Raw genomic sequence first — 24,081 nt, 5'->3', positions numbered from 1 at the left:
GAGATGGTTGGTCTGGTTGCTAGAATCATCGCTTATGGAGCTGCGGCAGCTTGAGTACTTCGTGGCGGTGGCCGAGGAGCGGAACTTCACCCGGGCCGCGGAGAAGGTGCATGTGGCCCAGCCGGGGGTCAGCGCACAGATCCGCCGGCTGGAGCGCGAGCTGGGCGAGCGGCTGCTGGACCGCTCGGGCCGCTCGGTGCGGCTGACCGAGGCGGGCGCTGCGGTGCTCCCGTACGCGCGGGCCGCGCTCGCGGCGGTGGCGGGCGCCCGGCTCGCGGTGGACGAGCTGACCGGGCTGCTGCGCGGGCATGTGGCGGTCGGGACGGTCACCTCGCACAGCGTGGATCTGCCGGGGCTGCTGGCGGAGTTCCACGACGCCCATCCGGCCGTGGAGATCACCCTCACCGAGGCCACGTCGGACGAGCTGCTGGAGGGTCTGCGCACGGGACGGCTCGACGCGGCGATCGTCAGCGTGGGCGCCACGACCCCGGCCGGGGTCGAGCTGGAGGTGATCACCGATCAGCCGATCGTGGCCGCGGTCGGCCCCGACCATGAGCTCGCCGTGCACTCGGCCATCTCGCTGGACACCCTCCGGGGCCGTGCGCTGATCAGCCTGCCGCGCGGCACGGGGCTGCGCACCCGGATCGACGAGGCGTGCGCGGCCGCCGGTTTCACCCCGCACATCGCCTTCGAGGCCAGCGATCCTGAGGTGCTGGCGCAGCTCGCCGAGCGGGGTCTCGGCGCGGCGATCCTGCCCGGCGCGTTCGCCGAGGCACGGTCGGACCGGCTGCGGTCGGTCCGCATCGACCGGCCGGCCCTGCGGGGGCGGCTGGCCTTCGCCTGGCGGGCGGACGGCCCGAGCGGCCCGGCCGGCCGGGCCCTGGTCGAGCGCGCCCGTACCGCCCTGGCGGCCGCCTCGGCCCCTGAGCGCGCCGCCGGGTGAGCACTCGGCTTCCGCGCACACACGGCACTCCCCGTTGACAGCTCACCAGGGCGGATCCCACAATTGCGCTCATGATCAGGCATCGGTTCGACGCGACGGGACATCTACGCGCCCCGGACCGGACCGGGTGTGAGCGCTCGGGCCTCTAATCGGGATTCTCCGCATCCCGCGGCCACCGCCCCCGCGCCCCCGAAGCCACGCCGGTCATTCCTCTCGCGATCGCCGGTCAGCCCTGACGATCCGGACACCGCGACGCTCAGGACGACACTCCCGTGGTCATCCCCGCGGCACGAGGGCACCTCCCCACCCCCGCCTGCCCTTGCCCGCCGTCACGCATGAGGAGACGCCATGACCGTCGTCGACACCCCACCCACGACCCTTCGCGAAGCCACCATCCCGCCGGACGGCATGTACGAGGGCGCGCGCGTGCTGCGGCGGCTGCCCGAGGGGTGGGAGGAGCGTCCGTACGAGCGGTTCGAGATCGTGCCCCTCGGCCGCGTCATCGGCGCCGAGATCCGCGGCCTGGACCTCTCCCGGCCGCTGGAGCCCGCGCTGCGCGAGGAGCTGAACCGCGCCCTGCTGGAGTGGAAGGTGCTCTTCTTCCGGGCTCAGCACCTCACCTCGGAACAGCAGCGCGGATTCGCCCGCAACTGGGGCGAGTTGGAGACCAACCCCCTGCTCGCCGCCGGGTCCAGCGAGGATGTGGTCCGCTTCGACAAGGCCTCCGGTGCCACGCCGACCTTCGAGAACATCTGGCACACCGACGTCACCTTCCGCACCCGGCCCGCGCTCGGCGCCGTGCTCCAGCTGCGCGAGGTGCCGCCGGTGGGCGGGGACACCATGTGGGCCGACATGGCGGCGGCGTACGACAACCTCCCGGCGGAGGTGAAGGAGCGCGTCGACGGCGCCACCGCGGTCCACGACGTCATCCCCGGCTTCGTCCGCTTCTACGGACCGGAGCGGCTGGCCCCGTTCCAGGAGATGTTCCCGCCGGTGGAGCACCCGGTGGTGCGCACCCATCCGGAGACCGGCCGGCGGATGCTGTTCGTCAACACCTCCTTCACCACCCGGATCACCGGGATGGAGCGGGAGGAGAGCGACCGGCTGCTGAGCTTCCTGTGCCGGCAGGCGCATGTCCCGGAGTACCAGGTGCGCTTCCACTGGCAGCCGGGCGACATCGCGTTCTGGGACAACCGCGCCACCCAGCACTACGCGGTCAACGACTACGCCCCGCACCGCAGGGTCGCCGAGCGCGTCGCCATCGAGGGCGACCGGCCGTTCTGACCCCGGCCGCTCCGCCACGGCCCCTGGCCGCTCCGCCACGACCCCTGGTGCGGCGATTTTCGGCCATCCGCGCGAGCCCGTACCCGGCGCGGGCTTGTTCCCGGCGGATGGAACGATGCACCGCAGTGGCCACATCGGAGGTATAACCATTGCGGAGTGGTCAGTTGACGAGCCGATGGAAGGGGACGGGTGCGATACCGGGTCCTGGGGGCGCTTGAGCTGCGCACCGGCGAGGGGTGGGCCTCCCTGGGGCCGGCCAAGTGGCGGACGCTGCTCGCGGTGCTGCTGTGCCACGCCAACCAGACCGTCTCCACCGAACGCCTCCTGGACGAGCTCTGGGGCGAGGACCGGGCGCCCCAGAGCGCCACCAAGCTGCTTCAGACCTATGTCTCCCGGCTCCGCCAGACCATGGGCGACGAGACCGGGCAGACCCTGATCACCGAGAAACAGGGCTACAAGGCGCAGGGCTACCGACTGGCGGTGGAGGCCGCCGAATTCGACGCCCACCGCTTCGAGCAGCTGGTCGAGGAGGGGCGGCGGGCGCTCGACCGGGAGGCGCCCGAGAGCGCGGCGGAGCGGCTGCGCGAGGCGCTGGCGATGTGGCGCGGCACCCCGTTCGCCGATGTGCCCCCGACCCCGGCGGTGACGGCGGAGGCCACCCGGCTCGAGGAGTGCCGGCTCCAAGCCGTGGACGCCCGGATCGACGCGGACCTGCGGTGCGGGCGCCATACGGCCGTCCTGGGCGAGCTGGAGGCGCTGACCGCCGAGCATCCGTTCCGCGAGGAGCTGCGCGGCCGTCTGATGCTGGCGCTGTACCGGTCCGGTCGGCAGGCCGACGCCCTGGCCGCCTACCGCGATCTGCACCGGCTGCTCGGCGAGGAGCTGGGGGTCGAGCCGACCCCGCCGCTGCGCGACCTCCACGAGCGGATCCTGAACGCCGACGCCTCCCTGACGGCCGCGCCCGCCCCGGAGGCGGACCGGCCCGGCCCCGCCGCCCGCAAGGCCCACCGGGGCCCGCGCCAACTGCCGCCCGCCAGCCCCGCGTTCACCGGCCGCCACGGCGAGGTCGCAGTGATCCAGGCCCTGATGGACGCGGCCGGGGACCAAGAGGCGGGCGAAGGCGGACGGTCGGTGGTGCTCGCGGCCATCGACGGCACCGGCGGGGTCGGCAAGTCGACCCTGGCGATCCACGCCGCGCACCAGCTCGCCGACCGCTTCCCCGACGGCCAGCTCTATGTGGACCTGTACGGGGCGACCGCCGGGCAGTCGGCCCTCGACCCCGGTGAGGTGCTCGGCCGGTTTCTGCGCGCCCTCGGCGTGGACGGCTCCAATGTGCCGAGCGACACCGACGAGGCGTCCGCGCAGTTCCGTTCGCTGGCGGCGGGCCGGAGACTGCTGGTGATCCTCGACAACGCCGCCAGTGTGGACCAGGTGCGGCCGCTGATCCCCGCCGGGCCGGGCTGTGCCGCGCTGGTCACCAGCCGCGAGATGCTGACCACCCTGGAGGGCGCCACCCATCTGCACCTGGACGTGCTCCCGCAGGACCAGGCGGTGGCACTGCTGGAGCGGGTCGTGGGCGCGGAGCGGGTACGGGCCGAGCCCGCCGAGGCGCAGGAGATCACCCGGCTGTGCGGCTGGCTGCCGCTGGCGCTGCGGATCGCCGGTGCCCGGCTGGCCGCCCGCCCCGCGTGGCCGCTGCGCACCCTCGTGACCAAGCTGACCGACGCCCGGGGCCGGCTGGACGAACTGCGCTTCGGGGATCTGGCCGTCCGCGTCAGCTTCCAGGTGAGCTACGAGGGCTTCCGGCTCGGCCGCCGCTCCGACGACCTGGACGCGGTCCGCGCCTTCCGGCTGCTCAGCGTGGTGCACGGGCACGATGTGAGCCTGCCGGTGGCCGCCGCGCTGCTGGACCTGCCCGCCGACCGCACCGAGAACGCGCTGGAGCGGCTGGTCGACGCCCAGCTCCTGGAGAGCCGGGACTCCGTCCGCTACCACATGCACGATCTGCTGCGGCTGTTCGCGTCGGAGCAGGCGGAGCAGGAGGAGACCGAGGCGGAGCGCCTGGCGGCGCTGGAGCGGGCGCTGTCCGCTTACGCGGCCACCACCCAGCGGGCGGTCACCCTGCTCGACCCGCTCCGCCCCTGGCCCCGGCACCCGGTCGAGGGCCCCGCGGTGCCGCTGAGCGGCCAGGACGAGGCGGAGAGCTGGCTGAAGGACGAGCTGCCCAATCTGCTGGCCGGCGTCGCCCAGGCGGCCGAGCCCGCCCAGCCCGAGGCGATCGCGCGCCTGGGGCTGCGGCTGGCGCGGGCGCTCCAGTGGTTCCTCTTCCCCCGGGCCCACGCCCAGGATCTCCAGACGGTCAACGAGCTGGCCGTCGAGACCGCCCGCCGCCTGGGCGACCCGGAGAGCGAGGCGTGGGGGCTGGACGGCCTCTCCGCCGCGTACTGGCTCCAGCACAGCTATGACGAGGTACGCACCACCCTGGAGTCGGCGCTGGAGATCTGGCGCGAACTGGACCACCGGGAGGGCGAGTTGCGCACCGCGTGCAATCTCGCGGACGCGCTGTGCGAACTGGGCCTGTACGAGGAGGCCATCACGGTGCAGGAGCGGCAGCTCGCCCTCGCCCGGGAGGCCGGGGACCTGTCGGCCGAGGTGATCGGCCTGGGCAACCTCGGCCGGGCCCACCGGGGCCTGGGCCGCCCCGAGGACGCCCTGACCTGTTTCAAGGAGAGCCTGGAGTACGCCCGCCGCACGGGCAACATCCACCATGAGGGCTTCGCCCTCTACGAGATCGGGATCACCTATATGGAGCAGGGCAGGTTCCCCGAGGGCCGGGCCCATATGGACCAGGCGCTGCCCGTGTGGAAGCGCCCCGGGACGTACGAGAGTTGGCGCGGGCACACCTGGAGCGGGCTCTTCCCCGCCTGTATGACCCTGCAAATCGGCCCCGGCCCGCGCTGAGGCAGGGTCCGGGGCGGTTGTCGGGCGAAGGCGGCCCTGAAGGGGCCGCCGGGGCTACGGCCGAGGGGGCGGCCGGGCCTACGGTTGACGGGGCGGCCGGGGCTACGGTTTGCGGGCCACCCCGCCGTAGGCCCACACCCGGCTCGGGTCGGGCTCGGCGCCGATGACCGGGCGCCAGGAGGGCAGTTGCACCAGGCCGGGGGCGAGCAGTTCGAGCCCGGTGAAGAACTCCATGATCCCGGCCCGGTCGCGGGCGACCAGGGACACCGGGCCCTCGAAGCTGATGACCTCCCAGTCCCGGTCGGTGTCGAGGGTGAAGTCACCGGTGGCGTGGGAGAGGACCAGACAGCTGCCCGGCGCGGCCCAGTCCATGAGCTTGCGGACGATCCCGACGGGGTTCGCCAGGTCCTCGATGTAGTCGAGGACGAGTGTCAGCAGGATCGCGACCGGCCGGGCGGGGTCGAGCAGCCGCCGCAGCTCCTCATGGCCCAGGAGGTCCTCGGGCGAGCGGATGTCGGCCTTGACCATCGTGGTGCCGGAGACGGAGAGCCGGGCCTGGCCGTGGCTCGCCACGATGGGGTCGTTGTCGGCGTAGACCACCCGGGCGCGGGGATTCACGGCCTGGGCGATTTCATGCACATTCGGGGTGGCCGGCAATCCCGCGCCGATATCCAGGAATTGGCTGATTCCATTGGCGGCGAGATGACGGACGGCCCGGTGCAGAAATCTCCGATTGGAGAGCGCGGTGTCACGGACTTCCGGTGCGACACCGAGAAATCGCTGGGCCTGCTCGTAATCGGCGAGGTAATTGTCCTTGCCGCCGACGAGATAGTTGTAGACCCTGGCCGGGTTCGCCTCGCTGACCGCAAGACGTCCGTGGTCGGCCGGCCGCCACTCCCTCGTCCTGAGCCCGACGCCGGGTCCGCTGCTCTTCATCGTGATTCCCTTACCACTAGCACTGCCTCGCCTCACCCCCGACGGTTCCGGATCACTGCGGGTGCGGAGCCGCGCCCGGACGCCACGTGACCGTCTTCCTCGGCCCCGGTTCGGCCCAGGCGACCGGATCTCGTGCCCACAGGTGGAAGGGCAGGTCGACATCCGCGGACACCCGGCTGAGCTGGCCCCAGGAGTACGCCCCGGAGTGGGCCGCGGTGGCCTGGAGCGCCGCCTCGAGACAGGCACGGGCGGTGCGTTCGGCCCGGCAGGTGCCGCTCGGGCCGGACCCCTCCACCCCGCCGCAGAGCTGAAAGGTGCTCCAGGCGTAGAGGGGTTCGTCCTCGACATGAGGCTGATGCTGCTGGTCGACGTTCACAGGCCCTCTCCAGACGCGTCCCTACCGGGCGGCTGTAGCGATGCGTCCAGCATGGAAGAGGGCGGGTCAGCGGCGGTATACCGGCGGTAAAGCGACGGCCGCGGCGGCTCGACCGGGTCCGCCCCGGTCGGGGTACCGCCGCGGCCGCATCGCGTTCCGCGTTGGAAAAGTCCCTGGTCACACGCCGTATGGCGGCATGGCACGCACCCAGGGCATGCCGGTCACCCGGCGAGCCAGGACAGGACCTCCCGGTTGATCCGCTCGGGCCGCTCCAGGTGGAGGAAGTGCCCGGCGCCGTCGACCAGTTCCATCCGCGAGCCCACGGGCAGGTGGTCCGGGGCCCCCTGGACGACATCGGCGCCGATGCAGCCGTCGTCGGTGCCGTGCAGATAGAGGATGGGGACCTCCCCGGTCCCGGTGACGGCCTCCTGCTCGGCCGCGTACGCCGCCACATGCCGCGACGGGTCGAACAGCGCCCGGTAGTAGCCGATCGCGGCGGCGAGGTGGGCCGGGTCCCGCAGGCTCTCCTTGACGTGCGCGATGTCCTCGGCGGCGTCCTTGTACCCGGGCGACCAGTCGCGCCACAGGCCGTCGATCAGGGCCATGTCGTGCGCCGCCGCCCCGGCCTCGGCCAGCGGCGTCTGGAACAGGAAGATGTAGAAGGAGCGCTTGAACTGGCCGTAGTCATAGTTGAAGAAGTCGGCCAGCACCCCGCCCAGCGGGGGCACGGACATCGTGACCGCGCGCCGCCAGCGCTCGGGGGCGGTGCCGGTGGCGCCGTACGCGGCGATGGCGCCCCAGTCGTGGCCGATGAGCACGGCGTCGCCGTCGCCGCCGAACGCCTCGTGGAGCGCGTTGGCGTCCGCGGCGATCGCACCCGCCTGGTAGGCGCCGTCGGCGGGTATCCCGCTGGGCGCGTAGCCCCTCATGAAGGGCGCCACCGCGTGGTAGCCCGCGTCCGCGAGCGCGGGAAGCAGATGACGCCAGGAGTGCGCGGAGTCGGGGAAGCCGTGCAAGCAGAGCGCCAATGGGGCGTCGGCCGGGCCCGCTTCGAAATACCCGAAATCAAGTCCATTTGCGTTGATGTTCTTCAGCTCAGTCACGCCCGAGGATGCTAATGCACCGTCAGGATGTCGTCCATGTATGGCCGGAACGGGCTGCGCACCGGGCCGGGGAAGTGGCAGACTGCGCTATACCGTCCGGAAATTCGATGACGCACCGCGTGTTTTCGCCGGCCGAGCCCCAGGGAGGCCCGATGACCAGCCCGAGCAGCCCCGTCGCGGACCACCGCGATGCGATGATGCATCGCGGATTCCTCTACCGCGACGAGGATGAAGTGGTCGATATCTGCGTCCCGTTCCTCCGCGAGGGCCTGGCGGCGGACGACGCCGTGGCCGTCGTCGCGGCCGCCTCCAACATCGACGCGCTGCGGGACGCGCTCGGGCAGGACGCCAAGGCGGTCCAGTTCGAGGAGGCGCTCAGCTGGTACCAGCACCCGGTCAAGACCATCGCCGCCTATGACTCCTTCGTGAAGGCCGAGAAGCCGCGCCGGGTCCGGGTGATCGCCGAACCGGTGTGGCAGGGCCGCACCCCGCTCGAGGTGGTGGAGTGGGCGCGCTACGAGTCGATCGTCAACGCGGCCTTCGCCCACTCCGGCGCCCGCGCCATCTGCTGCTACGACCGGCGTCTGCTGCACCCCGAGATCCTCGCCTACGCGCGCCAGACCCACCCCGAGATCATCGACGGCCACGGGCCGGAGAAGAGCGACGCCTACACCGACCCCGGTCCGTTCAGCGCCACCTGCGACCGGCGCCCCCTGCCGTCCGCCCCGCGCACGGCCGAGTCCGTGTCGATCGTCTCGACCGACCTGGACGCCGTGCGCACCTTCGTGGCCGAGCGGGCGAGCCGGCACGGCATGGGCCATGACGCGCTGCGCAACATGGTCGCGGCCGTGAGCGAGGTGTCCACCACCGCGATCCGGCACGGCGGTGCCCCCGCGCGGCTGGGCACCTGGGTCCACGACGGCGATCTGGTCTGCGAGATCTCCGGGCCCGGCCACTGGTACCCGGACGCGCTGTGGGGCTTCGCCCCGCCGGCCGACTCCGAGCCCGGGTTCGGGCTGTGGGGCGTCCGGATGCTGTGCGACGTGGTGCAGATGCAGGCCGACGCGGACGGCACCCTCATCCGGCTGCGCACCCGGATCTGACTCCCACCCGCGACCTCGGCGGTCCCCAGCGCGTCCGGCCCCCATCCCGACGGCCGGATTCGGCCCGAGCGCGGCGGCCCCGGCCGGATGCGGCCGGGCCGGTGCGGAGCGACACTGGCGGGGAGGGCAACAGCCGTGAGCGGAGTGTGCATATGGATGGGCTGCCCTCCGTCTGGGAGAGCACGCGATGAACACGCCCCACCGGCGCCGGGGCGCCCAGGGCACCCCGAGGGTGCGGCGGGACCTGCCCACCCGCATCGACGCCACCGGCACCCGGCGGGAGACGGACGCGCTGGGGACCGTCGAGGTCCCGGCCGACCGGTACTGGGGCGCCCAGACCCAGCGGGCCCTGGTCCACTTCTCGATCGGTGACGACCGTATGCCCAAGGCGGTCTACCACGCGTACGGCTATGTGAAGAAGGCCGCCGCGCTGGTCAACGGGCGGGAGGGGCGGCTGGCCGGATGGCAGGCGGATCTGATCGCGCATGTGGCCGACGAGGTGGTCTCCGGTGCGCTGGACGACCACTTCCCGCTGTATGTGTGGCAGGCCGGTTCCGGCACCCAGACCCATATGAACGTCAACGAGGTCATCAGCAATCGCGCGATTCAGCTGGTCGGCGGCGCCCTGGGCAGCAAGGAGCCGGTGCACCCCAACGACCACGTCAATCTGGGGCAGTCCTCCAACGACACGTTCCCCACGGCCATGCACATCGCCGCGGTGCGCATCCTGCACGACCCGCTGCTGCCGCAGGTCAGCCTGCTCCAGGAGGCCATCGCCGCCAAGTCCCGGGCCTGGTACGAGATCGTCAAGACCGGCCGCACCCATCTGCGGGACGCGGTCCCCCTCTCGGTGGGGCAGGAGTGGTCCGGCTACGCCGCCCAGCTCTCCGACGCGCTGGAGCGGCTGCGGGCCACGCTGCCTGATCTGTACCAGCTCGCCATCGGCGGCACGGCGGTCGGCACCGGTCTGGGCGCCCCCGAGGGCTTCGGCCCGGCGGTGGCCCGGGAGATCGCCGTGGCCACCGGCCATCCGTTCAAGGTGGCGTCCAACTCCTTCGCGGCGCAGAGCGGTGTGGACACCATGGTGGCCGCCTCCGCCGGGCTGCGGGGGCTCGCCGTCCCCCTGATGAAGATCGCCGACGATATCCGCTGGCTCGCCTCCGGCCCGCACGGCGGGATCGGGGAGCTGACGCTGCCCGCGAACGAGCCCGGCAGCTCCAGCATGCCCGGCAAGGTCAATCCGACGCAGTGCGAGGCCATGATGATGGTGTGCACCCAGGTGCTCTCCGACGACGCCGCCGTGGCGCACGCGGGCACCCGGGGGAACTTCCAGCTCAACGCGGCACGGCCGCTGGTCATCAGCGACTTCCTGCACTCCGCGCGCATCCTCGCCGACGCCTGCGAGAAGCTGCGCGCGTACTGCGTCGAGGGCGTCGAGCTGAACCGCGAGCGGATCGACGAGTACCTGGCCCGTTCGCTGATGCTGGTCACCGCGCTGTCCCCGCGGATCGGCCACGACAGGGCCGCCGAGATCGCCCGTAAGGCCGCCGCCGAGGGAACGACCCTGCGCGAGGCGGCCATCGCCAGCGGCCACATCGGCGCCGAGGACTTCGACCGGATCGTGGACCCCCGGAAGATGGCCCGGCTGCGCGACGGCTGAGCTCATCGGCGCCGTATCCCGTGCTCGGCCAGCGGCCCCACCTCAAGACCCGCGGCCCGGCACTCCGCCACCACCGCGGGCAGCGCGGCCAGCGCGGCGCGCCAGCAGCCGGTGGCCGCGGCGCGGTCGGTGTCGTGCAGCAGAACGGTCGCGCCGCCGCGCAGATCGCGCCGTACGGCGGCGGCCACCGAACCCGCGGTGGCGTCCTCGGTCCAGTCGCGCCCCCAGGCCGACCAGAGGACCGGGGTGAGCCCGGCCCGGGCCGCCGCCAGCCAGCGGCCGCCGGTGAGGATGCCGTACGGCGGCCGGTACCACCGCGGCACCGCGCCGGTGGCCAGCCGGATCGCGCGGGCGGCCCGGGCCACCTCGTGGGCGTCCCGGGACACCGTGGGCAGCCAGGGGCGGCTGTGGGTCCAGCCGTGGACGGCGAGCTCATGGCCCCGGCGGACGATCTCCAGCGTGGTGTGCGGGAAGCGCGCCACACCGTCCCCCAGGACGAAGAAGGTGGCGCGGACCCCGAGCTCGTCGAGCACCTGGAGGAAGCGCGGAGTGGTGCGTGGATCGGGTCCGTCGTCGAAGGTGAGGGCCACATGGTCGGGCCGTCCGCGCCCCGCCAGGGCGGGGAACAGGGCGCGCCGGGGCCCGGGCAGCCAGGTACCGGCGGGTGCGAGGTGCGCGGCCGCCGCGAGCAGCGCCGCATTGCGCACCAGGACACCGGATCGGTGGCGCGCGCTCATGGTGTTCCCTCGCCACCGGGGCCGCCTCGCCCTCCGGGGAGCGGTGTTCCCGCGTTCCGCGGCGGTTCGGGGACGGCCTGGTCCCAGCCGCCGCACATGGCGGGCGAGCGGGTCAGGCCCACGATGCCGGCCGCCATCAGCAGGATCCCGGCCACTTCGGGCACGATGCGCAGCCCCAGCTCGACGCGCTCGTCGAACAGCACCCAGCCCAGCGCGATGCTGACCAGGGCGTCGCCGAGGGTGAGCGCGGGCTGCGAGGCGGCCAGGGTGCCCGCGCGCAGGGTGCTCTGGAGCAGCAGGAAGCTCAGCAGTCCCACGGCGCACACCGCGTACAGCGGCCAGTCGGTGAGCACCGCCACCACCCCACCGCCGAACCGCCCGGTCAGCTCCTTGATCAGCGCCGCGGTGCAGGCGAAGCAGGCGGCGGTGGCGCTGCCGAGAGCGACGGCGCGCGCGGCCCCGCGCACCACACGGGCCACCGCGATCAGGGCGCCCACGGCGATGGCCACCACCACGCCCACCGGCATCCAGCGGCCGTTGCGCGCCGTGTGCGCGCCGCTGGAGGGGTCGGCCGCCACCAGGAAGAGCGCGAGCCCGGCGGCGAGCATCACGAACGACAGCCAGGTCCGGCCGTCCGGGCGGTGGCGGAACACCAGACTGCCCACCACCAGGGTGAACAGCAGCTCGCTGACCAGCAGCGGCTGGACCACCGAGAGCCGTCCGACCGCCAGCGCGCCCACCTGCGCCACCGCCGACACCATCATCGCGGCGAGACCGGCCAGCCAGAACGGGCGGCGCAGCAGCCGCGCCAGCCGCAGCAGACTCCGTATCGGCCCGCCGTCGCCGCGTTCCTCCCGGGCCTGGTCCATCGCGGCCCGCCGCTGTAGTACCGAGGCCGCGCCGTTGCCCAGGGCGGACAGCAGGGCCAGTACGACGGTCAGGGCGCTCACCGGAGGTCACCCGAAGCGTGCGGCCAACCGGTGGTAGAGCCGGGGGGCCAGGGCCCGGACCACCGCGGGCAGCCGCATCCAGGCCGGTACGTACACCTCGTCCCGCCCGCGCTCGACCGCGTCCCAGACCGCGTCGGCGATCCGCTCGGGCGGCAGCGGGCGGGGCAGCCGCCGGGTGTACGGGGCGCCGCGCCGGGCGAAGAACGGGGTGTCCACCACGCCGGGGACCACATGGGTGACGCGCACACCGGCCCGGCCCAGCTCGTGCCGCAGGGCGTCGGCGAAGACGCCGAGCGCGGCCTTGGCGGCGGAGTACACCGCCTCGCCGCGCACCCCGACGGTCCCGGCCACCGAGCCGATCAGCACGATGTGTCCGCGCCGCTCGGCCTCCATCCGGGGGACGACCATGCGGACCAGGCGCATCGCGGCGAGCAGATCCACCCGGACCACCTGGTCGATGGCGGCGGGCGGCATGGTGGCGAAGGGGCCCGCCCAGCCCACGCCCGCCCCCGCGACCAGCAGATCCACCCGTCCGGCGGCACGGAGGGCGTCCCTGACGAGCGCCTCCGGGCCCTCCGGCGCGGCCAGGTCGACGGGGAGGGCGAGGGCCGACGTCCTGGCGGCCACGCGGTCGAGCCGTTCCCGGTGGCGGCCGCTGACCAGCAGCCGCCATCCGCCCTCGGCCGCGATCCGGTCGGCGATCGCGGCCCCGATGCCCGAGGAGGCGCCGGTCACCAGCGCGACCCTCGTCCCGGTGGCCGCCGGGTGCCCGGTGTCCCGCACCTGGCCGCGATCCAGGGGTGTGTCCGGGAGGGGGCGGATCATGGCATCTCCCTGTCTCGCCGCCGACCGGCCGCTGGTCCTGGGGTCACCGGCCGTCGAGCGCGCGGTTTGACGGCATGCGGAGCGGATACCTCCAGTGAGCCATGAGGAGCCGCGCCTCGCACCATCGGAGGTGGTCATGCACCCGCTGTCGGCCCGCTTTCTCGTTGTCAGCGCCGGGATGGGGGCCGGACATGACGCGGTCGCCGCCGAGCTGGTCCGCAGGCTGGAGGAGCGGGGTCAGGGGGCCGGTCGGGTGGATGTGCTGGAGTTGCTGCCGCACCGGATCGGGGCGGGGCTGCGTTCGTTCTACCGGACGACCATCCGCCGCGCCCCGGTGCTGTACGAGGGCATCTACCGGGCGTTCTTCCGCCCCGGCAGGGGCCCCCGGCCGGGCAGCGCCCCGCTGGCCGCGCTCGCCGAGGACCGGCTGCTGGCGCTGGTGGCGCGGGAGCGGCCGGATGTGGTGGTCCCGGTGTTCCATCTGGCCGCGCAGCTGACCGGCAGGCTGCGGGCGCGCGGGGCCCTGGGGGTGCCCAGCGCGGTGGTGGTGACCGACTTCGCGGTGCACCGCCAGTGGCTGCACCCGGGCAACGATCTGCATCTGTGTGTCACCCCGGACGCCGCGGACACCGTGCGCCGCGCGCTGGGCCGCCCGTCGCTGGCCACCGGGCCGGTGGTGGCGGCGCGCTTCTTCGGCCCGGCGCGGGGGGCGGCGCGGTGGCGGCGGCGCTTGGGCGCGCTCGCGCCCGGGAGGCCGCCGGTGCTGCTGTCCGTGGGGGCGTGGGGCGCGGGCACACGGGTGGCGGACACCGCGCGGCTGGTGTCCGGGGCGGGGTATCTGCCGGTGGTGCTGTGCGGCCGGGACGAACGGCTGCGCGCCGAGCTGTCGCGCCGCCCGGAGGTGGCGGCCCTCGGCTGGGAGCCGGACATGCCGGGCCTGCTGTCCGCCGTACGGGCCGTGGTGGACAACGCGGCCGGTCAGACCGCGCTGGAGGCGCTGGCCACCGGGGTGCCCGTGATCGGTTACCGCCCCATCCCGGGCCATGGCCGCGAGGGCGTCCGGCGGATGGCCGCGCTGGGGCTCTCGGACCACGCGCGGGACTCATGGGAGCTGGTGCGGCTGCTCGACGCGGTCACCGAACCCTCCGCGTGGCGGGAGCGCCGTATCGCGGCGGGCCACCGGCTGTTCGCCGACGACGCCGCCGCCCGGCTGACCGACGCGGTCGCCCGGACGGCCGCGAGATGAGCGGCCGACACGACCAGGTGAGTCGCCCGGACGGCCGCGAGGTGAATTTCCGCGCACGCGATGCCGCCCGTGCCGACCGTCCGACGGCGACTGGTGGCATGCTCGGCCCCGACCCATCCGACCTCGGGAACCCCGTGTGGAGCACCGCCCCCCGCGCGTGAGTTGTCCCCGTGCGGTCCCGCCGGAGTTCCCGAACGACTGACGGAGGCACCGCCCGATGGGAAGTCATCTCTTCGCCGAACTGGCCCGGCGCACCCTGGACGACGCACGCCACGAAGTGGAGGTCTACGGACAGGAGATCCCCGAGTACCGGTTCGTGGAGCACGACGGCCGGCGACGGGCCGAGGCGCTGGACTACGCGGTCTGGCTCAGACGCCGCACCCTGGACTTAGCCCCCGACGGAACCCCCCTCTCCCAGGAGGACCTCGACCACATCGCGTCGATGGGCGCCTCGCGGGCCAGGACGGGGATGTCCGCCGCGTCCCGGCGGCGGGTCCTCGGTCTGCACACCAACCTCATGCTCCGGGAGATCCAGGAGACGTCCGGCCCGGAGAACACCGATGAGCTGATGCGGCTCATGGCCTGGTTCACCGCGCAGGGCACCCGCGGCATCGACGCCTACACCCGCGGCCATGCGGCGGAGCAGAAGCGCCGCCTCCCCCTCGTCGCCCGGGTGCGCGCCCTCACCACGGCCCTCCTCGCCGACGACTCCCTGGCCCCGGGCCTCGCCCGCGCCGTCGGCATGAGCCCGGCCGCGTCGTACGAGGTGGTGGTCGTCCGTGTCCCCGGCCGTCCCGCCCCGGCCGCCGGAGGGCGCGAGGCGATCGTCGAAACCCTCCTGACCCACCACCGGATGCCGATCGCCTGGCCCCGGGCGGAGGAGCTGGTGGCCCTGGTGCCCGCCGGCCAGGACAGCACGCCCGATGCGGCCCGGCCGGGCAGCGACCGGTCGGCGCGGGACCGGGCGCTCGCCTTCGTGCGCGACGCGGGCGAGGCGGTGGCGCGGCCCTGCGCGGTCGGCACCAGTACGGGCCGCGTGCGTGCGCTGGCCGACGCGTACGACCGCGCCCGGCGCATCAGCCTGGCGGCTCCGCTCCAGCCCGTGCCGCGCCGCCTGCACACCCTGGCCGATGTCTTCGTCGAACTGGCCGTCGCCGAGGACCGCGACATCGACAGCTGGCTGTCCGGCATGGCCCGGACCCTCGCCCGGGGCCCCGAACTGCTCGCCACCCTGGAGACGTACTACGCCCATGACATGCACCGCAGGAACACCGCCGCCGCGCTGAACATCCATCCGCGGACGCTGGACTACCGTCTCCAGCGGGTGCGCCGGCTCACCGATGTCGACCCCGGATCCGCCCGTGGCGTACGCATCCTGAGCACCGTGGTGGCCAGGGCCGCCTCCGGCGCCTGGACGACATGAGGCCGGTGCGCTGACGGGACGTAGGCCGCCCGGGAATCCCCCCCGGCGGCCTACGAGGCCCCCCGCCGCCCGTCCTCAGAGCTCGCAGTTGATCTCGACTTCGGCGTCGCACCGGTCGATCCCCGGGCCACCGTTCGCCACGTCGTAGCCGGGACCGCCGATCAGTGTGTCGTTGCCGGAGTGGGACGCGTTGTCGGGGCTGTCACCGAAGAGGTAGTCGTTGCCGGTGCCCCCCGTGATGTTGTCGTTGCCGTTCTGGCCGCTGACGCCGAAGTACGTCCCCACCGACACATTGGTCGGGTCGCTGGGGTTGAAGTTGTCCGAGCCGTCGCCGAGGCAGACCACGGCGGAGGTGTTGATCAGGTCGGAGAAGACCCAGTCGTCCCCGGAGAAGGCGTTGACGACGCTGCCCGGTGTGCCCCAGATGGCATTGGCGTTCCTGTCCCCCTCGATCGTGGCGGTGAGCGGGACGCCGGTCTTGGGGTCGGTGCAGGTGGTCGCCGTCGACGCCTTCGCCGGGGCCGCCGCGTGAGCGGCCCCACCGGTGCTGAGGGCGGCACCGGTGAGGGCCGCGGTACACGCCAGCAGCGCGAGGACGCGTCTGTTTCCGTGTCGGGTCATACGGTGTTCCTCCTCGGAAGGGATGCGGAGTGACGCCGCACAGCCTTCCGCCCGGCCACCCGGCACGTCTTCGTGAACCAGGGAGAAAACACCCGTCCGCCACGGGCGCGGGACTGTCAATCCGCGCAACCGGCGCCCGGCCCCACGGGGTGTCCGGCGGGCCTCGCCCCTGGATCCCGGGGCCCCGGTTGTTGGAAGGGGCGGGGAGGGGAACAGCCCGCCGCAGGCGTCACGACCCGCCGGACACCCGCTGGACTAGCCCGCCTTCTTGACGAACTCGGTGGTGTAGGTCTTCTTCAGGTCCACCGTGGCGTTCTTCAGGTTGGGGTTGAACGCCTTGAGGACGCGCTCGACGGTCGCCGGGCCGTCCGCCGGCATCACCCCGTCCTTGGTGAACATCGGCAGGGTGCTCTTGATGGCCTCCGCGTAGAGCTTGGCGCCGCCCTGCGCGTAGTCGCTCGGCATCTTGGCGGCGATGTCCTCGGCCGAGTGGGTGGACATCCACTTGAGGGTCTTCACGAAGGCGTTGGCCAGCTTCTGCACCGTCTCCTTGTGGCCGTTCACCCAGTCGGCGTTCATGTAGAGCGAGGAGGACGGGTACAGACCGCCGAGCGCCTGCTTGGAGCCCTCAGGGGTACGCATGTCGATCAGGACCTTGCCGATCTTCTGGTCCACGATCTGGGCGACCGTCGGATCGGTGGTCATCCCGCCCTGGATGGAGCCCTGCTTGAGGGCCGAGATGAAGGTCTGGCCCGCGCCGACCGCCACCGGGGTGAACTCGCTGGTCTGCACGCCGCTGTCGACCGCGAGGTACTTGGTCAGGAAGTCCGTGGAGGAGCCCAGACCGGTGACGCCGAGCTTCTTGCCCTTGAAGTCCTTGGGCGACTTCAGCTCGCCCGCCGCCTTGTTGGAGACCACCTCGACCTCACCCGGGGCCTGGGCGAGCTGGACGACGGACTGCACCTGCTTGCCCTTGACCTGGAGATCGAGGGTGTGGTCGTAGAAGCCGACGACGCCCTGGACATCGCCCGCGACCAGCGAGGTGGTGGCCTGCACCCCGGCGGGCTCGGTGAGCAGCTGGACCTTGAGGCCCTCCGCCTTGAAGTAGCCGAGCCGCTGGGTGAGCATCGCGGGCATGTAGATGACCTTGTCCAGGCCACCCACCATGATCTTGACCTTGCCGTCCCCGCCGCCGGAGGCGCTGGAGTCGCCGCCACAGGCGGTGAGGGTGGTGAGAGCGAGCGCCGCGGCGACGGCGGCCGCGGAGAACTTGGCACTGCTGCGCATGAGGTCACGTCCTTGTGAGCGGTGTTGAGCGGTGTTGAGCGGGGAGCAGGAAGGCGCGGCTGAAGCGGGAGCCGGGAAGAGGGAGGCGGGGCTCAGCGGTCCTCGCCCGGCTGGGCGGGCTTCCAGCGGAAGAGCCGCTTCTCCAGGAAGGTCAGCAGCCCCTCGGCGAGCAGGGCCACCACGGCGAGGATCACCATGGCGGCGTACACACCGGCGGCGTTGAAGGTGCCCTGCGAGGAGGACACCAGCAGGCCGAGCCCCTTGGTGGCGCCGATGTACTCGCCGACGATGGCGCCGATGAGGGCGAAGCCGAAGCTGACATGGAGGCTGGTGAAGATCCATGAGGTGGCGGAGGGAATCACCACCTGGAGGGTGACCTGGCGGTTGCTCGCGCCGAGGATCCGGGAGTTGGCCACCAGGTTGCGGTCGACCTCCCGGGCGCCCTGGAAGGCGTTGAAGAAGACGGGGAAGAAGACCAGGACGACGGCCGAGGCCACCTTCGAGGCCGGGCCGAGGCCGAACCAGATGAGGAAGATGGGCGCGAGCACGATCCGCGGCAGCGCGTTGAGCACCTTGATGTACGGGCCGAGCACATCGGCGAGGAAGGCGATCCGGCCGAACGCGATCCCCAGGACCACACCGGCCACGACGCCGATGCCCCAGCCCAGGAGCGCCTCGTAGAGCGTGTACCAGATCTGCTCCCACAGCGAGCCCTGCGCGGTGCCGTGCAGCGCCCACTGCTTGAGCTGCTCCCAGATCTTCGAGGGCATCGAGAAGTTGAAGGGGTCGATGACGGAGGCGCGGGCCAGCCATTCCCACAGCCCGATGACGCCGAGGAGCACCAGGGCGCGGGTGGACTGCACGAGGATGGCGCGGTTGCGCGCGGCGCGTGCCCGTGCCCTGGAGCGCTCCGTACCGGGTGTCTTGCCGACGGCGGGGGCGGCCGTGGCGGAGATGGTCTCAGGCATCGACGGCACCCCTCTCACGGGTGATGCGGACCTCTTCGCCGAGCGAGGACCAGATCTCCCGGTAGATCTCCACGAACCGCGGCTCCAGCCGCACCGACTCCACCTTGCGGGGCCGGGGCAGATCGATCTCGAAGACCTCCTTGACGGTGGCCGGACCGGCCGTCATCACGACGACCTTGTCGGCCAGGGCGATGGACTCCTCCAGGTCGTGGGTGACGAAGACGACGCATGCGCCGGTCCCCGCCCACAGCTCCAGGAGTTCGTCCGACATCAGCGCGCGGGTCTGGACGTCGAGCGCCGAGAACGGCTCGTCCATGAGCAGGATCTCGGGGTCGTTGACGAAGGTGGAGGCGAGCGCCACGCGCTTGCGCTGGCCGCCCGAGAGCTGGTGCGGATAGCGGTCCTCGAAGGAGGTGAGGCCGACCCGGGCCAGCCACTCACGGGCCCGCTCCTTCGCCTCCGCCTTGGGCACACCGCGGAAGCGCGGGCCGGCCATCACGTTCGACAGCACGCTGCGCCAGGGGAACACCGCGTCCTGCTGGAAGACGAAGCCCACGTTGGAGGCGATGCCGCGGACCGGCTCACCGGCCACCAGCACATCGCCCTCGGTGGGCTCCTCCAACCCGCTGACCAGGGTCAGGGTCGTGGACTTGCCGCAGCCGGTGGGCCCGACGACGGCGACGAACTCACCGTGTCCGACGGTCAGGTCCAGATCCCTGACCGCGGTGTGGAGGGCCCCGGACGGTGTCCGGAACGCCTTGCTCGTGCCCCGCAGCTCGATGGCGGGGCTGGTGTGGCTGCTCATGGCCGGGAGGGTAGGAGTGACCCGCGCCACAGCGGCAGTCTTGTGAGCACAACGCGCCCTTGCGCTCACAAACCGCGTTCTGCTCGTTTTGCTCGCGCCCGCACAACGAAAACGCTACGGAGACTGGGCATACGCCCCGGGCGCCTTTACGGTGCCTTCACAGCACCATAAACGGACGAAGTACTACCGCTCGCGTACGGGACCACACGGGACCTCGAGACGGGAGACAGGGGGCCCATCATGCGTATCCGATGGCCCCGGCGTGTCTCCGGTCAGGTGCTCGCCGCGCAGCTGTCCATCACCGCAGGGGTGATGGTGCTGGCGACCGCGCTGTTCCTGGCCCCGCTCAGCTCCGAGATCGACAACCAGGCGATGCACCAGGCGCTCGCCATCGCCCAGACCACCGCGGCCGATCCGGACATCGCCCGGGACCTCGCCGCCACGAAGCCCACCCCGTCGGGTCCGGTGCAGCGGGCGGCGGAGCGGATCCGCCGGTCCACCGGGGCGCTGTACATCGTGGTGATGGACTCCCGTGGGGTGCGCTGGTCGCACACCACCACCGCCCGGATCGGCGAACACGTCTCCACCGATCCGCGCGAGGCGCTCTCCGGCCGGGAGGTCCTCCAGATCGACGTGGGGACGCTCGGCCGCTCGGCCCGCGCCAAGGTGCCGCTGCGGGCCAGGGACGGACGGATCATCGGGGCGGTGTCGGTGGGCATCGGCTACGGCAGCGTGCGCGACCAGCTGCTGGCGGCGGTGCCCCGGCTGCTGCTGTACGCGGGGGCGGCGCTCGCGGTGGGCGTCCTCGCGGCGATCGCCGTCTCGCGCCGACTGCGCCGCCGCACCCACGGTGTGGCCTTCGCCGACATCTCGGCGCTGCTCGACGAGCGGGAGGCGATGCTGCACGGCATCCGCGAAGGGGTCGTGGCCTTCGACCGGCAGGGCCGGATCCGCCTGGTCAACGACGAGGCCGGACGGCTGCTGGGGATCCACCCGGACGCCACCGGGCGCACCCTGGAGGAGTCACTGCCTCCGGGTCGCACCACCGATGTGCTGGCGGGCCGGGTGGACGGGGCGGACCTGCTGACCGTCAGCGGCGGCCGGGTGCTGGTGGCCAACCGCATGCCCACCAAGGACGGCGGGGCGGTGACGACTTTGCGGGACCGCACCGAGCTGGAGTTGCTGGGCCGCGAGCTGGACAGCACCCGCGGGCTGCTGGACGCGCTGCGCGCCCAGGACCACGAACACGCCAACCGGCTGCACACCCTGCTGGGGCTGCTGGAGCTCGGACTGCACGAGCGGGCGGCGCAGTTCGTGGCCGAGCTGACCAACGCCCGGCGCGCCTCGGCCGAGCAGATCTCCGAACGGGTGCACGATCCGATGCTGTCGGCGCTGCTGGTCGGCAAGTCGGCCATCGTGGCCGAGCGCGGGGTCGCGCTGCGCATCTCCCCCGCCACGCTGCTGCCGGGGCGGGTGGTCGATCCGCGCGATCTGGTGACGGTGCTCGGCAACCTCATCGACAACGCGCTGGAGGCGGTGGCCGCACACCGCTCGCCCGCCCCGTTCATCGAGGTCGAGCTGAGGGCCGAGGGCACCACCGCGGTGCTGCGGGTGAGCGACACCGGTCCGGGGGTGCCGCCGGGAATGCGCGAACAGATCTTCACCGAGGGCTGGTCCACCAAACGGCCCGCCCACCCCGGCTCCCCGGACGGCCCCGATGCCCACGAGGGCCCCGCCTCGGTGTCGCCGCGCGGCCGGGGCATCGGACTGGCCCTGGTACGGCGGCTGGCCGAGCGATACGGAGGGATGGCCAGGGTCACCGCCCGGGCCGGTGGCGGGGCGGTGTTCACCGTCGTCCTGCCCGAGGCCCTCACCGGGGACGACACACCCACTCATGAGTTCACCGCAGCAGGGGAGTCACGATGATCGACGTTCTTGTCGTGGACGACGACTTCCACGTCGCCGAGATCAACGCTGCGTATGTGGCCCAGGTGCCCGGCTACCGGGTCACCGCCCGCGCCCATACCGCCGCCCAGGCCCTCGCCACCCTCGAACGCAACCCGGTCGACCTCGTTCTGCTCGACCACTACCTGCCGGACGAGACCGGGCTGACGCTGGTGCGCCGGATGCGCCAGCTCGGCCACCACGCCGACGTCATCATGGTGACGGCGGCGTGTGATGTGGCCACCGTGCAGGCCGCCATGCGCCATGGCGCGCTCCAGTACCTGGTCAAGCCGTTCAGCTTCGCCGGGCTGCGGGCCAAGCTGGACGGCTACGCGGGACTGCGCCGCACTCTCGAGGGCGTCGGCGGGCGCGGCGAGACCGGCCAGGAGAGGGTGGACCGGATCTTCGGCGCCTTCGCGGCCGCCGACACCTCCGGTCCCGCCCTCCCCAAGGGCCACTCCGCGCCCACCGTCGACCTCATACGCCGGGTCCTGGACCAGTCCGACCACCCGCTCTCCGCCCATGAAGTGGCGGAGCGCACCGGCATCAGCCGCTCCACGGCCCAGCGCTATCTGAAGTACCTCGAGCATGCGGGCCGTATCAGCCTCACGCTCAAGTACGGGGACACCGGACGTCCCGAACACCGCTACACATGGGTGGCGGTGAACTGACGGCACCCCTCAGCTGGTGGCCGTGGCCTCGTACAGGCCACGGCCGGAGCGCTGGGCCCGGTCCGAGGAGCGCAGCCGCTCGAGGGTGTTGCGCACCGAGTTCACATTGGTGCGGGACTCGTCGCGGCCCAGTGCCTCGTTGACCTCGGAGGCCCGCATCGGGCGGCCGGCCTTGCGCAGCGCGCTCAGCACGCTGTCGGCGAGCCCGGTGGAGCGCTCGGAGGTGGTGGCCGCCTCCTTGGTGGCCTTCTCCGCCGGCTTCTCCGCGGCCTTGGTGCTCTTGGCCGTCTTGGACGTGGCCTTGGTGGCCTTCACCGTGGCCTTGGCGGACTTGGGAGCCTTGGCCGCGGCCTTCGCCGCGGTCTTCTTGGCGGCGGTCTTCTTGGCCGCCGTCTTGGTGCCCCGTCCGGTGGCCGGCGCCTTGGCCGCCTTGCCGCCGCCGCGCTGACGGCCGATGGCCGCCTTGCGGGTGGCGGCGGAGGTGCGGCCGGTGGTGGCCGTGTCCTCGGCGGACTCCGGCGCGGCGGCCTCGGCCGCGGCCTCGGTGGCCGGTTCCGCGGCCGGCTGGGCCACGGGCTCCGCCACCGCCACCGGGGCTGCGTTGCCGCCCTGCTCGGGCACCGAGGAGGTGGAGAGGGACTGAAGACTGCTCAGGGCGGTGCTGACCGCCTCCAGCCGCTTGGTGACGGCCTCCAAATCACCCTTGAGTGCCTCCTGTTGCTTCTGGAGCTGAGGGAGTTCGGCCTCCAGCACCTCGATGGTGGAACCGACACTGCTGTCCGCGCTCAACGCGTTCACTTCACTTCGTCCCCTTTCTGGGCGTCTGCGCCCATCGCAGCAGCGATTATGCCTGCTGTCAGTGGTGTGCGGTGCCCTGTGTGCCACTACGCAAAACAACCACACATGTCTCAGCACCCCATGAGAGGCCAACTTTCGGTGAAAACACACGCCCGTGACAACATGCCCGCACGGCCGATGTCATCCGGAAGGGTGGCGCCGCAAACGCGGTGACGACGTGTCAGGCCCCCGTTTCCGGGGTGCCATCACATGGGTGGTAGAAAACACCGTACCTGCCCGAGGAAACCGACGTAGTCGAGGTAGTCCGATGAAGTTGCGCTGTGCCGTGCTCGACGACTATCAGGACGTGGCGCTGTCGGCGGCCGACTGGTCGGGGGTGCTCGACGCGGTGGACGTGGTGCCGGTCCATGAGCACATCAGCGGTGAGGACGCGGTGGCCGAGGCGATCGGGGACTGCGAGATCGTCGTCATCATGCGGGAGCGCACCCCCTTCCCCGCGTCGCTGTTCACGCGGCTGCCACGGCTGAAGCTGCTGGTCACCACGGGGATGCGCAATGCGTCGGTGGACCTGGAGGCCGCCGCCCGCCACGGCGTCACCGTGTGCGGCACGGGCAGCAGCTCGCAACCGCCCGCCGAGCTCACCTGGGCGCTGATCCTGGGGCTCGCCCGCCATGTGGTGCCGGAGAGCACGGCGCTGCGGGACGGCGGACCGTGGCAGAGCACCGTCGGCACCGATCTGCACGGCCGCCGTCTGGGGTTGCTGGGTCTCGGCAGGATCGGCGCCCAGGTGGCGCGGGTCGGCCGGGCCTTCGGCATGGAGGTGGCCGCCTGGAGCGAGCACCTGACGGCCGAGCGCGCGGAGGCGGAGGGGGTCCGGGCGGCGGACTCGAAGGAGGAGCTGCTGGAGAGCAGCGACATCGTCTCGGTGCATCTGGTGCTCAGTGACCGCACCCGGGGGCTGCTGGGCGCGCCGGAGCTGAGGCGGATGCGTCCCACGGCGCTTCTGGTGAACACCTCCCGCGCCGCGATCGTGGACCAGGCGGCGCTCGCGCGGGCGCTGCGGGACGGCTGGATCGCGGGCGCGGGGGTCGATGTGTTCGAACGGGAGCCGCTGCCGCCGGACGATCCGTTCCGTACGCTGCCCAATCTGCTGGCCACCCCGCATCTGGGCTATGTCACCCGGGGCAACTACGAGCGGTTCTTCGGCGATGTGGTGGAGGACATCAGCGCGTATCTTCAGGGCGCGCCGATCCGCCGTCTGAGCCCGCCGGAACCGGCCGGCTGACTCGGCCCCGAGGAGCGCCAAGGGGGCGTGTTCCGAGACGCGTTGGGGCCGGTCGGCGGCCTCGCCGACCGTGTTCGAACGTCCCGTACCCAGCCACTCTTCGTCTGCCCGGGCTGAAAGCGACGCATGCCCTCCGCCCGGTGGACACTATTCCG

General features: G+C 72.6%; 21 protein-coding genes. 10 read left to right on the top strand and 11 right to left on the bottom strand.

Going from position 1 to position 24,081, the window contains the following annotated elements; translation table 11 throughout:
- Positions 1–34 precede the first annotated feature (34 nt).
- The 3 genes from ACT2CW_RS29890 (at position 35) to ACT2CW_RS29880 (ending at position 5,188) form a co-directional block, all read left to right on the top strand.
- Positions 35–943, top strand: coding sequence for a LysR family transcriptional regulator (locus tag ACT2CW_RS29890; protein ID WP_432044975.1), 909 nt, complete (start codon positions 35–37; stop codon positions 941–943).
- 348 nt (positions 944–1,291) lie between these two features.
- Positions 1,292–2,227: a TauD/TfdA dioxygenase family protein gene (locus ACT2CW_RS29885; RefSeq protein ID WP_138912971.1), complete on the top strand. Its 936-nt coding sequence runs from the start codon at positions 1,292–1,294 to the stop codon at positions 2,225–2,227.
- Between the two features lie 189 nt (positions 2,228–2,416).
- Positions 2,417–5,188: an AfsR/SARP family transcriptional regulator gene (locus tag ACT2CW_RS29880; RefSeq protein WP_445518862.1), complete on the top strand. Its 2,772-nt coding sequence runs from the start codon at positions 2,417–2,419 to the stop codon at positions 5,186–5,188.
- Between the two features lie 102 nt (positions 5,189–5,290).
- Here ACT2CW_RS29880 and ACT2CW_RS29875 read toward each other — a convergent pair whose 3' ends face one another.
- The 3 genes from ACT2CW_RS29875 to ACT2CW_RS29865 form a co-directional block, all read right to left on the bottom strand.
- Positions 5,291–6,124: an SAM-dependent methyltransferase gene (locus tag ACT2CW_RS29875; protein WP_182472752.1), complete on the bottom strand. Its 834-nt coding sequence runs from the start codon at positions 6,122–6,124 to the stop codon at positions 5,291–5,293.
- 52 nt (positions 6,125–6,176) lie between these two features.
- Positions 6,177–6,500, bottom strand: coding sequence for a hypothetical protein (locus ACT2CW_RS29870; RefSeq protein WP_086881829.1), 324 nt, complete (start codon positions 6,498–6,500; stop codon positions 6,177–6,179).
- Between the two features lie 221 nt (positions 6,501–6,721).
- Positions 6,722–7,603, bottom strand: coding sequence for an alpha/beta fold hydrolase (locus tag ACT2CW_RS29865; protein ID WP_445518861.1), 882 nt, complete (start codon positions 7,601–7,603; stop codon positions 6,722–6,724).
- Positions 7,604–7,755: 152 nt separating this feature from the next.
- Here ACT2CW_RS29865 and ACT2CW_RS29860 point away from each other — a divergent pair, with 152 nt between their 5' ends.
- Positions 7,756–8,706 (top strand): sensor histidine kinase, encoded by a 951-nt coding sequence (locus tag ACT2CW_RS29860; protein ID WP_164423603.1) that lies wholly within the window; start codon positions 7,756–7,758, stop codon positions 8,704–8,706.
- A 187-nt stretch (positions 8,707–8,893) separates the two neighbouring features.
- Positions 8,894–10,366: a class II fumarate hydratase gene (locus ACT2CW_RS29855; protein WP_445518860.1), complete on the top strand. Its 1,473-nt coding sequence runs from the start codon at positions 8,894–8,896 to the stop codon at positions 10,364–10,366.
- Between the two features lie 2 nt (positions 10,367–10,368).
- Here the strand turns inward: ACT2CW_RS29855 and ACT2CW_RS29850 are convergent, their stop codons facing one another.
- From ACT2CW_RS29850 to ACT2CW_RS29840, 3 genes are read right to left on the bottom strand one after another with little or no spacing between them, the layout of a single operon-like run.
- A complete protein-coding gene (locus ACT2CW_RS29850; RefSeq protein WP_445518859.1) occupies positions 10,369–11,103 on the bottom strand; it encodes a polysaccharide deacetylase family protein in 735 nt (244 codons plus the stop codon).
- Positions 11,100–12,053 (bottom strand): DMT family transporter, encoded by a 954-nt coding sequence (locus ACT2CW_RS29845; protein WP_445518858.1) that lies wholly within the window; start codon positions 12,051–12,053, stop codon positions 11,100–11,102. Before ACT2CW_RS29845 ends, ACT2CW_RS29850 begins: the two co-directional genes overlap by 4 nt.
- Positions 12,054–12,059: 6 nt before the next feature.
- Positions 12,060–12,878 (bottom strand): SDR family NAD(P)-dependent oxidoreductase, encoded by an 819-nt coding sequence (locus tag ACT2CW_RS29840; RefSeq protein ID WP_445518857.1) that lies wholly within the window; start codon positions 12,876–12,878, stop codon positions 12,060–12,062.
- Between the two features lie 136 nt (positions 12,879–13,014).
- On the opposite strand from ACT2CW_RS29840, the gene ACT2CW_RS29835 reads away from it, so the two are divergent.
- Together ACT2CW_RS29835 and ACT2CW_RS29830 are read left to right on the top strand one after the other, a co-directional pair.
- Positions 13,015–14,124: an MGDG synthase family glycosyltransferase gene (locus ACT2CW_RS29835; protein ID WP_445518856.1), complete on the top strand. Its 1,110-nt coding sequence runs from the start codon at positions 13,015–13,017 to the stop codon at positions 14,122–14,124.
- A gap of 217 nt (positions 14,125–14,341) precedes the next feature.
- Positions 14,342–15,547 (top strand): PucR family transcriptional regulator, encoded by a 1,206-nt coding sequence (locus ACT2CW_RS29830; RefSeq protein WP_445518855.1) that lies wholly within the window; start codon positions 14,342–14,344, stop codon positions 15,545–15,547.
- 75 nt (positions 15,548–15,622) lie between these two features.
- On the opposite strand, the gene ACT2CW_RS29825 is transcribed toward ACT2CW_RS29830, so the two are convergent.
- The 4 genes from ACT2CW_RS29825 to ACT2CW_RS29810 all read right to left on the bottom strand — a co-directional run bounded on the left by ACT2CW_RS29825 (position 15,623) and on the right by ACT2CW_RS29810 (position 19,228).
- Positions 15,623–16,168 carry a hypothetical protein gene (locus tag ACT2CW_RS29825; protein ID WP_199335745.1) on the bottom strand — a complete coding sequence of 182 codons (546 nt, stop codon included), beginning with the start codon at positions 16,166–16,168 and terminating at the stop codon, positions 15,623–15,625.
- A 255-nt stretch (positions 16,169–16,423) separates the two neighbouring features.
- On the bottom strand, positions 16,424–17,455 hold the full coding sequence (locus ACT2CW_RS29820; protein ID WP_138912959.1) for an ABC transporter substrate-binding protein: 1,032 nt from the start codon (positions 17,453–17,455) through the stop codon (positions 16,424–16,426).
- 92 nt (positions 17,456–17,547) lie between these two features.
- Positions 17,548–18,423 (bottom strand): ABC transporter permease, encoded by an 876-nt coding sequence (locus tag ACT2CW_RS29815; RefSeq protein ID WP_086881822.1) that lies wholly within the window; start codon positions 18,421–18,423, stop codon positions 17,548–17,550.
- Positions 18,416–19,228 (bottom strand): ABC transporter ATP-binding protein, encoded by an 813-nt coding sequence (locus ACT2CW_RS29810; RefSeq protein WP_037959268.1) that lies wholly within the window; start codon positions 19,226–19,228, stop codon positions 18,416–18,418. The genes ACT2CW_RS29815 and ACT2CW_RS29810 overlap by 8 nt, the downstream gene beginning before the upstream one ends.
- A gap of 240 nt (positions 19,229–19,468) precedes the next feature.
- On the opposite strand from ACT2CW_RS29810, the gene ACT2CW_RS29805 reads away from it, so the two are divergent.
- Together ACT2CW_RS29805 and ACT2CW_RS29800 are read left to right on the top strand one after the other, a co-directional pair.
- A complete protein-coding gene (locus ACT2CW_RS29805; protein ID WP_164423586.1) occupies positions 19,469–21,154 on the top strand; it encodes a sensor histidine kinase in 1,686 nt (561 codons plus the stop codon).
- The gene (locus ACT2CW_RS29800; RefSeq protein WP_164423584.1) at positions 21,151–21,843 is read left to right on the top strand and encodes a response regulator; all 693 of its coding nucleotides are present in this window, start codon (positions 21,151–21,153) and stop codon (positions 21,841–21,843) included. The genes ACT2CW_RS29805 and ACT2CW_RS29800 overlap by 4 nt, the downstream gene beginning before the upstream one ends.
- Positions 21,844–21,852: 9 nt before the next feature.
- Here the strand turns inward: ACT2CW_RS29800 and ACT2CW_RS29795 are convergent, their stop codons facing one another.
- Positions 21,853–22,641 (bottom strand): prephenate dehydrogenase, encoded by a 789-nt coding sequence (locus ACT2CW_RS29795; protein WP_445518854.1) that lies wholly within the window; start codon positions 22,639–22,641, stop codon positions 21,853–21,855.
- A 307-nt stretch (positions 22,642–22,948) separates the two neighbouring features.
- Between ACT2CW_RS29795 and ACT2CW_RS29790 the strand changes: the two genes are divergently transcribed.
- A complete protein-coding gene (locus ACT2CW_RS29790; protein ID WP_445518853.1) occupies positions 22,949–23,926 on the top strand; it encodes a D-2-hydroxyacid dehydrogenase family protein in 978 nt (325 codons plus the stop codon).
- Positions 23,927–24,081: the final 155 nt, after the last annotated feature.

The sequence above is a fragment of the Streptomyces sp. NEAU-174 genome, from assembly GCF_052665095.1.
This window is presented reverse-complemented; position numbering and strand designations above follow the sequence as displayed.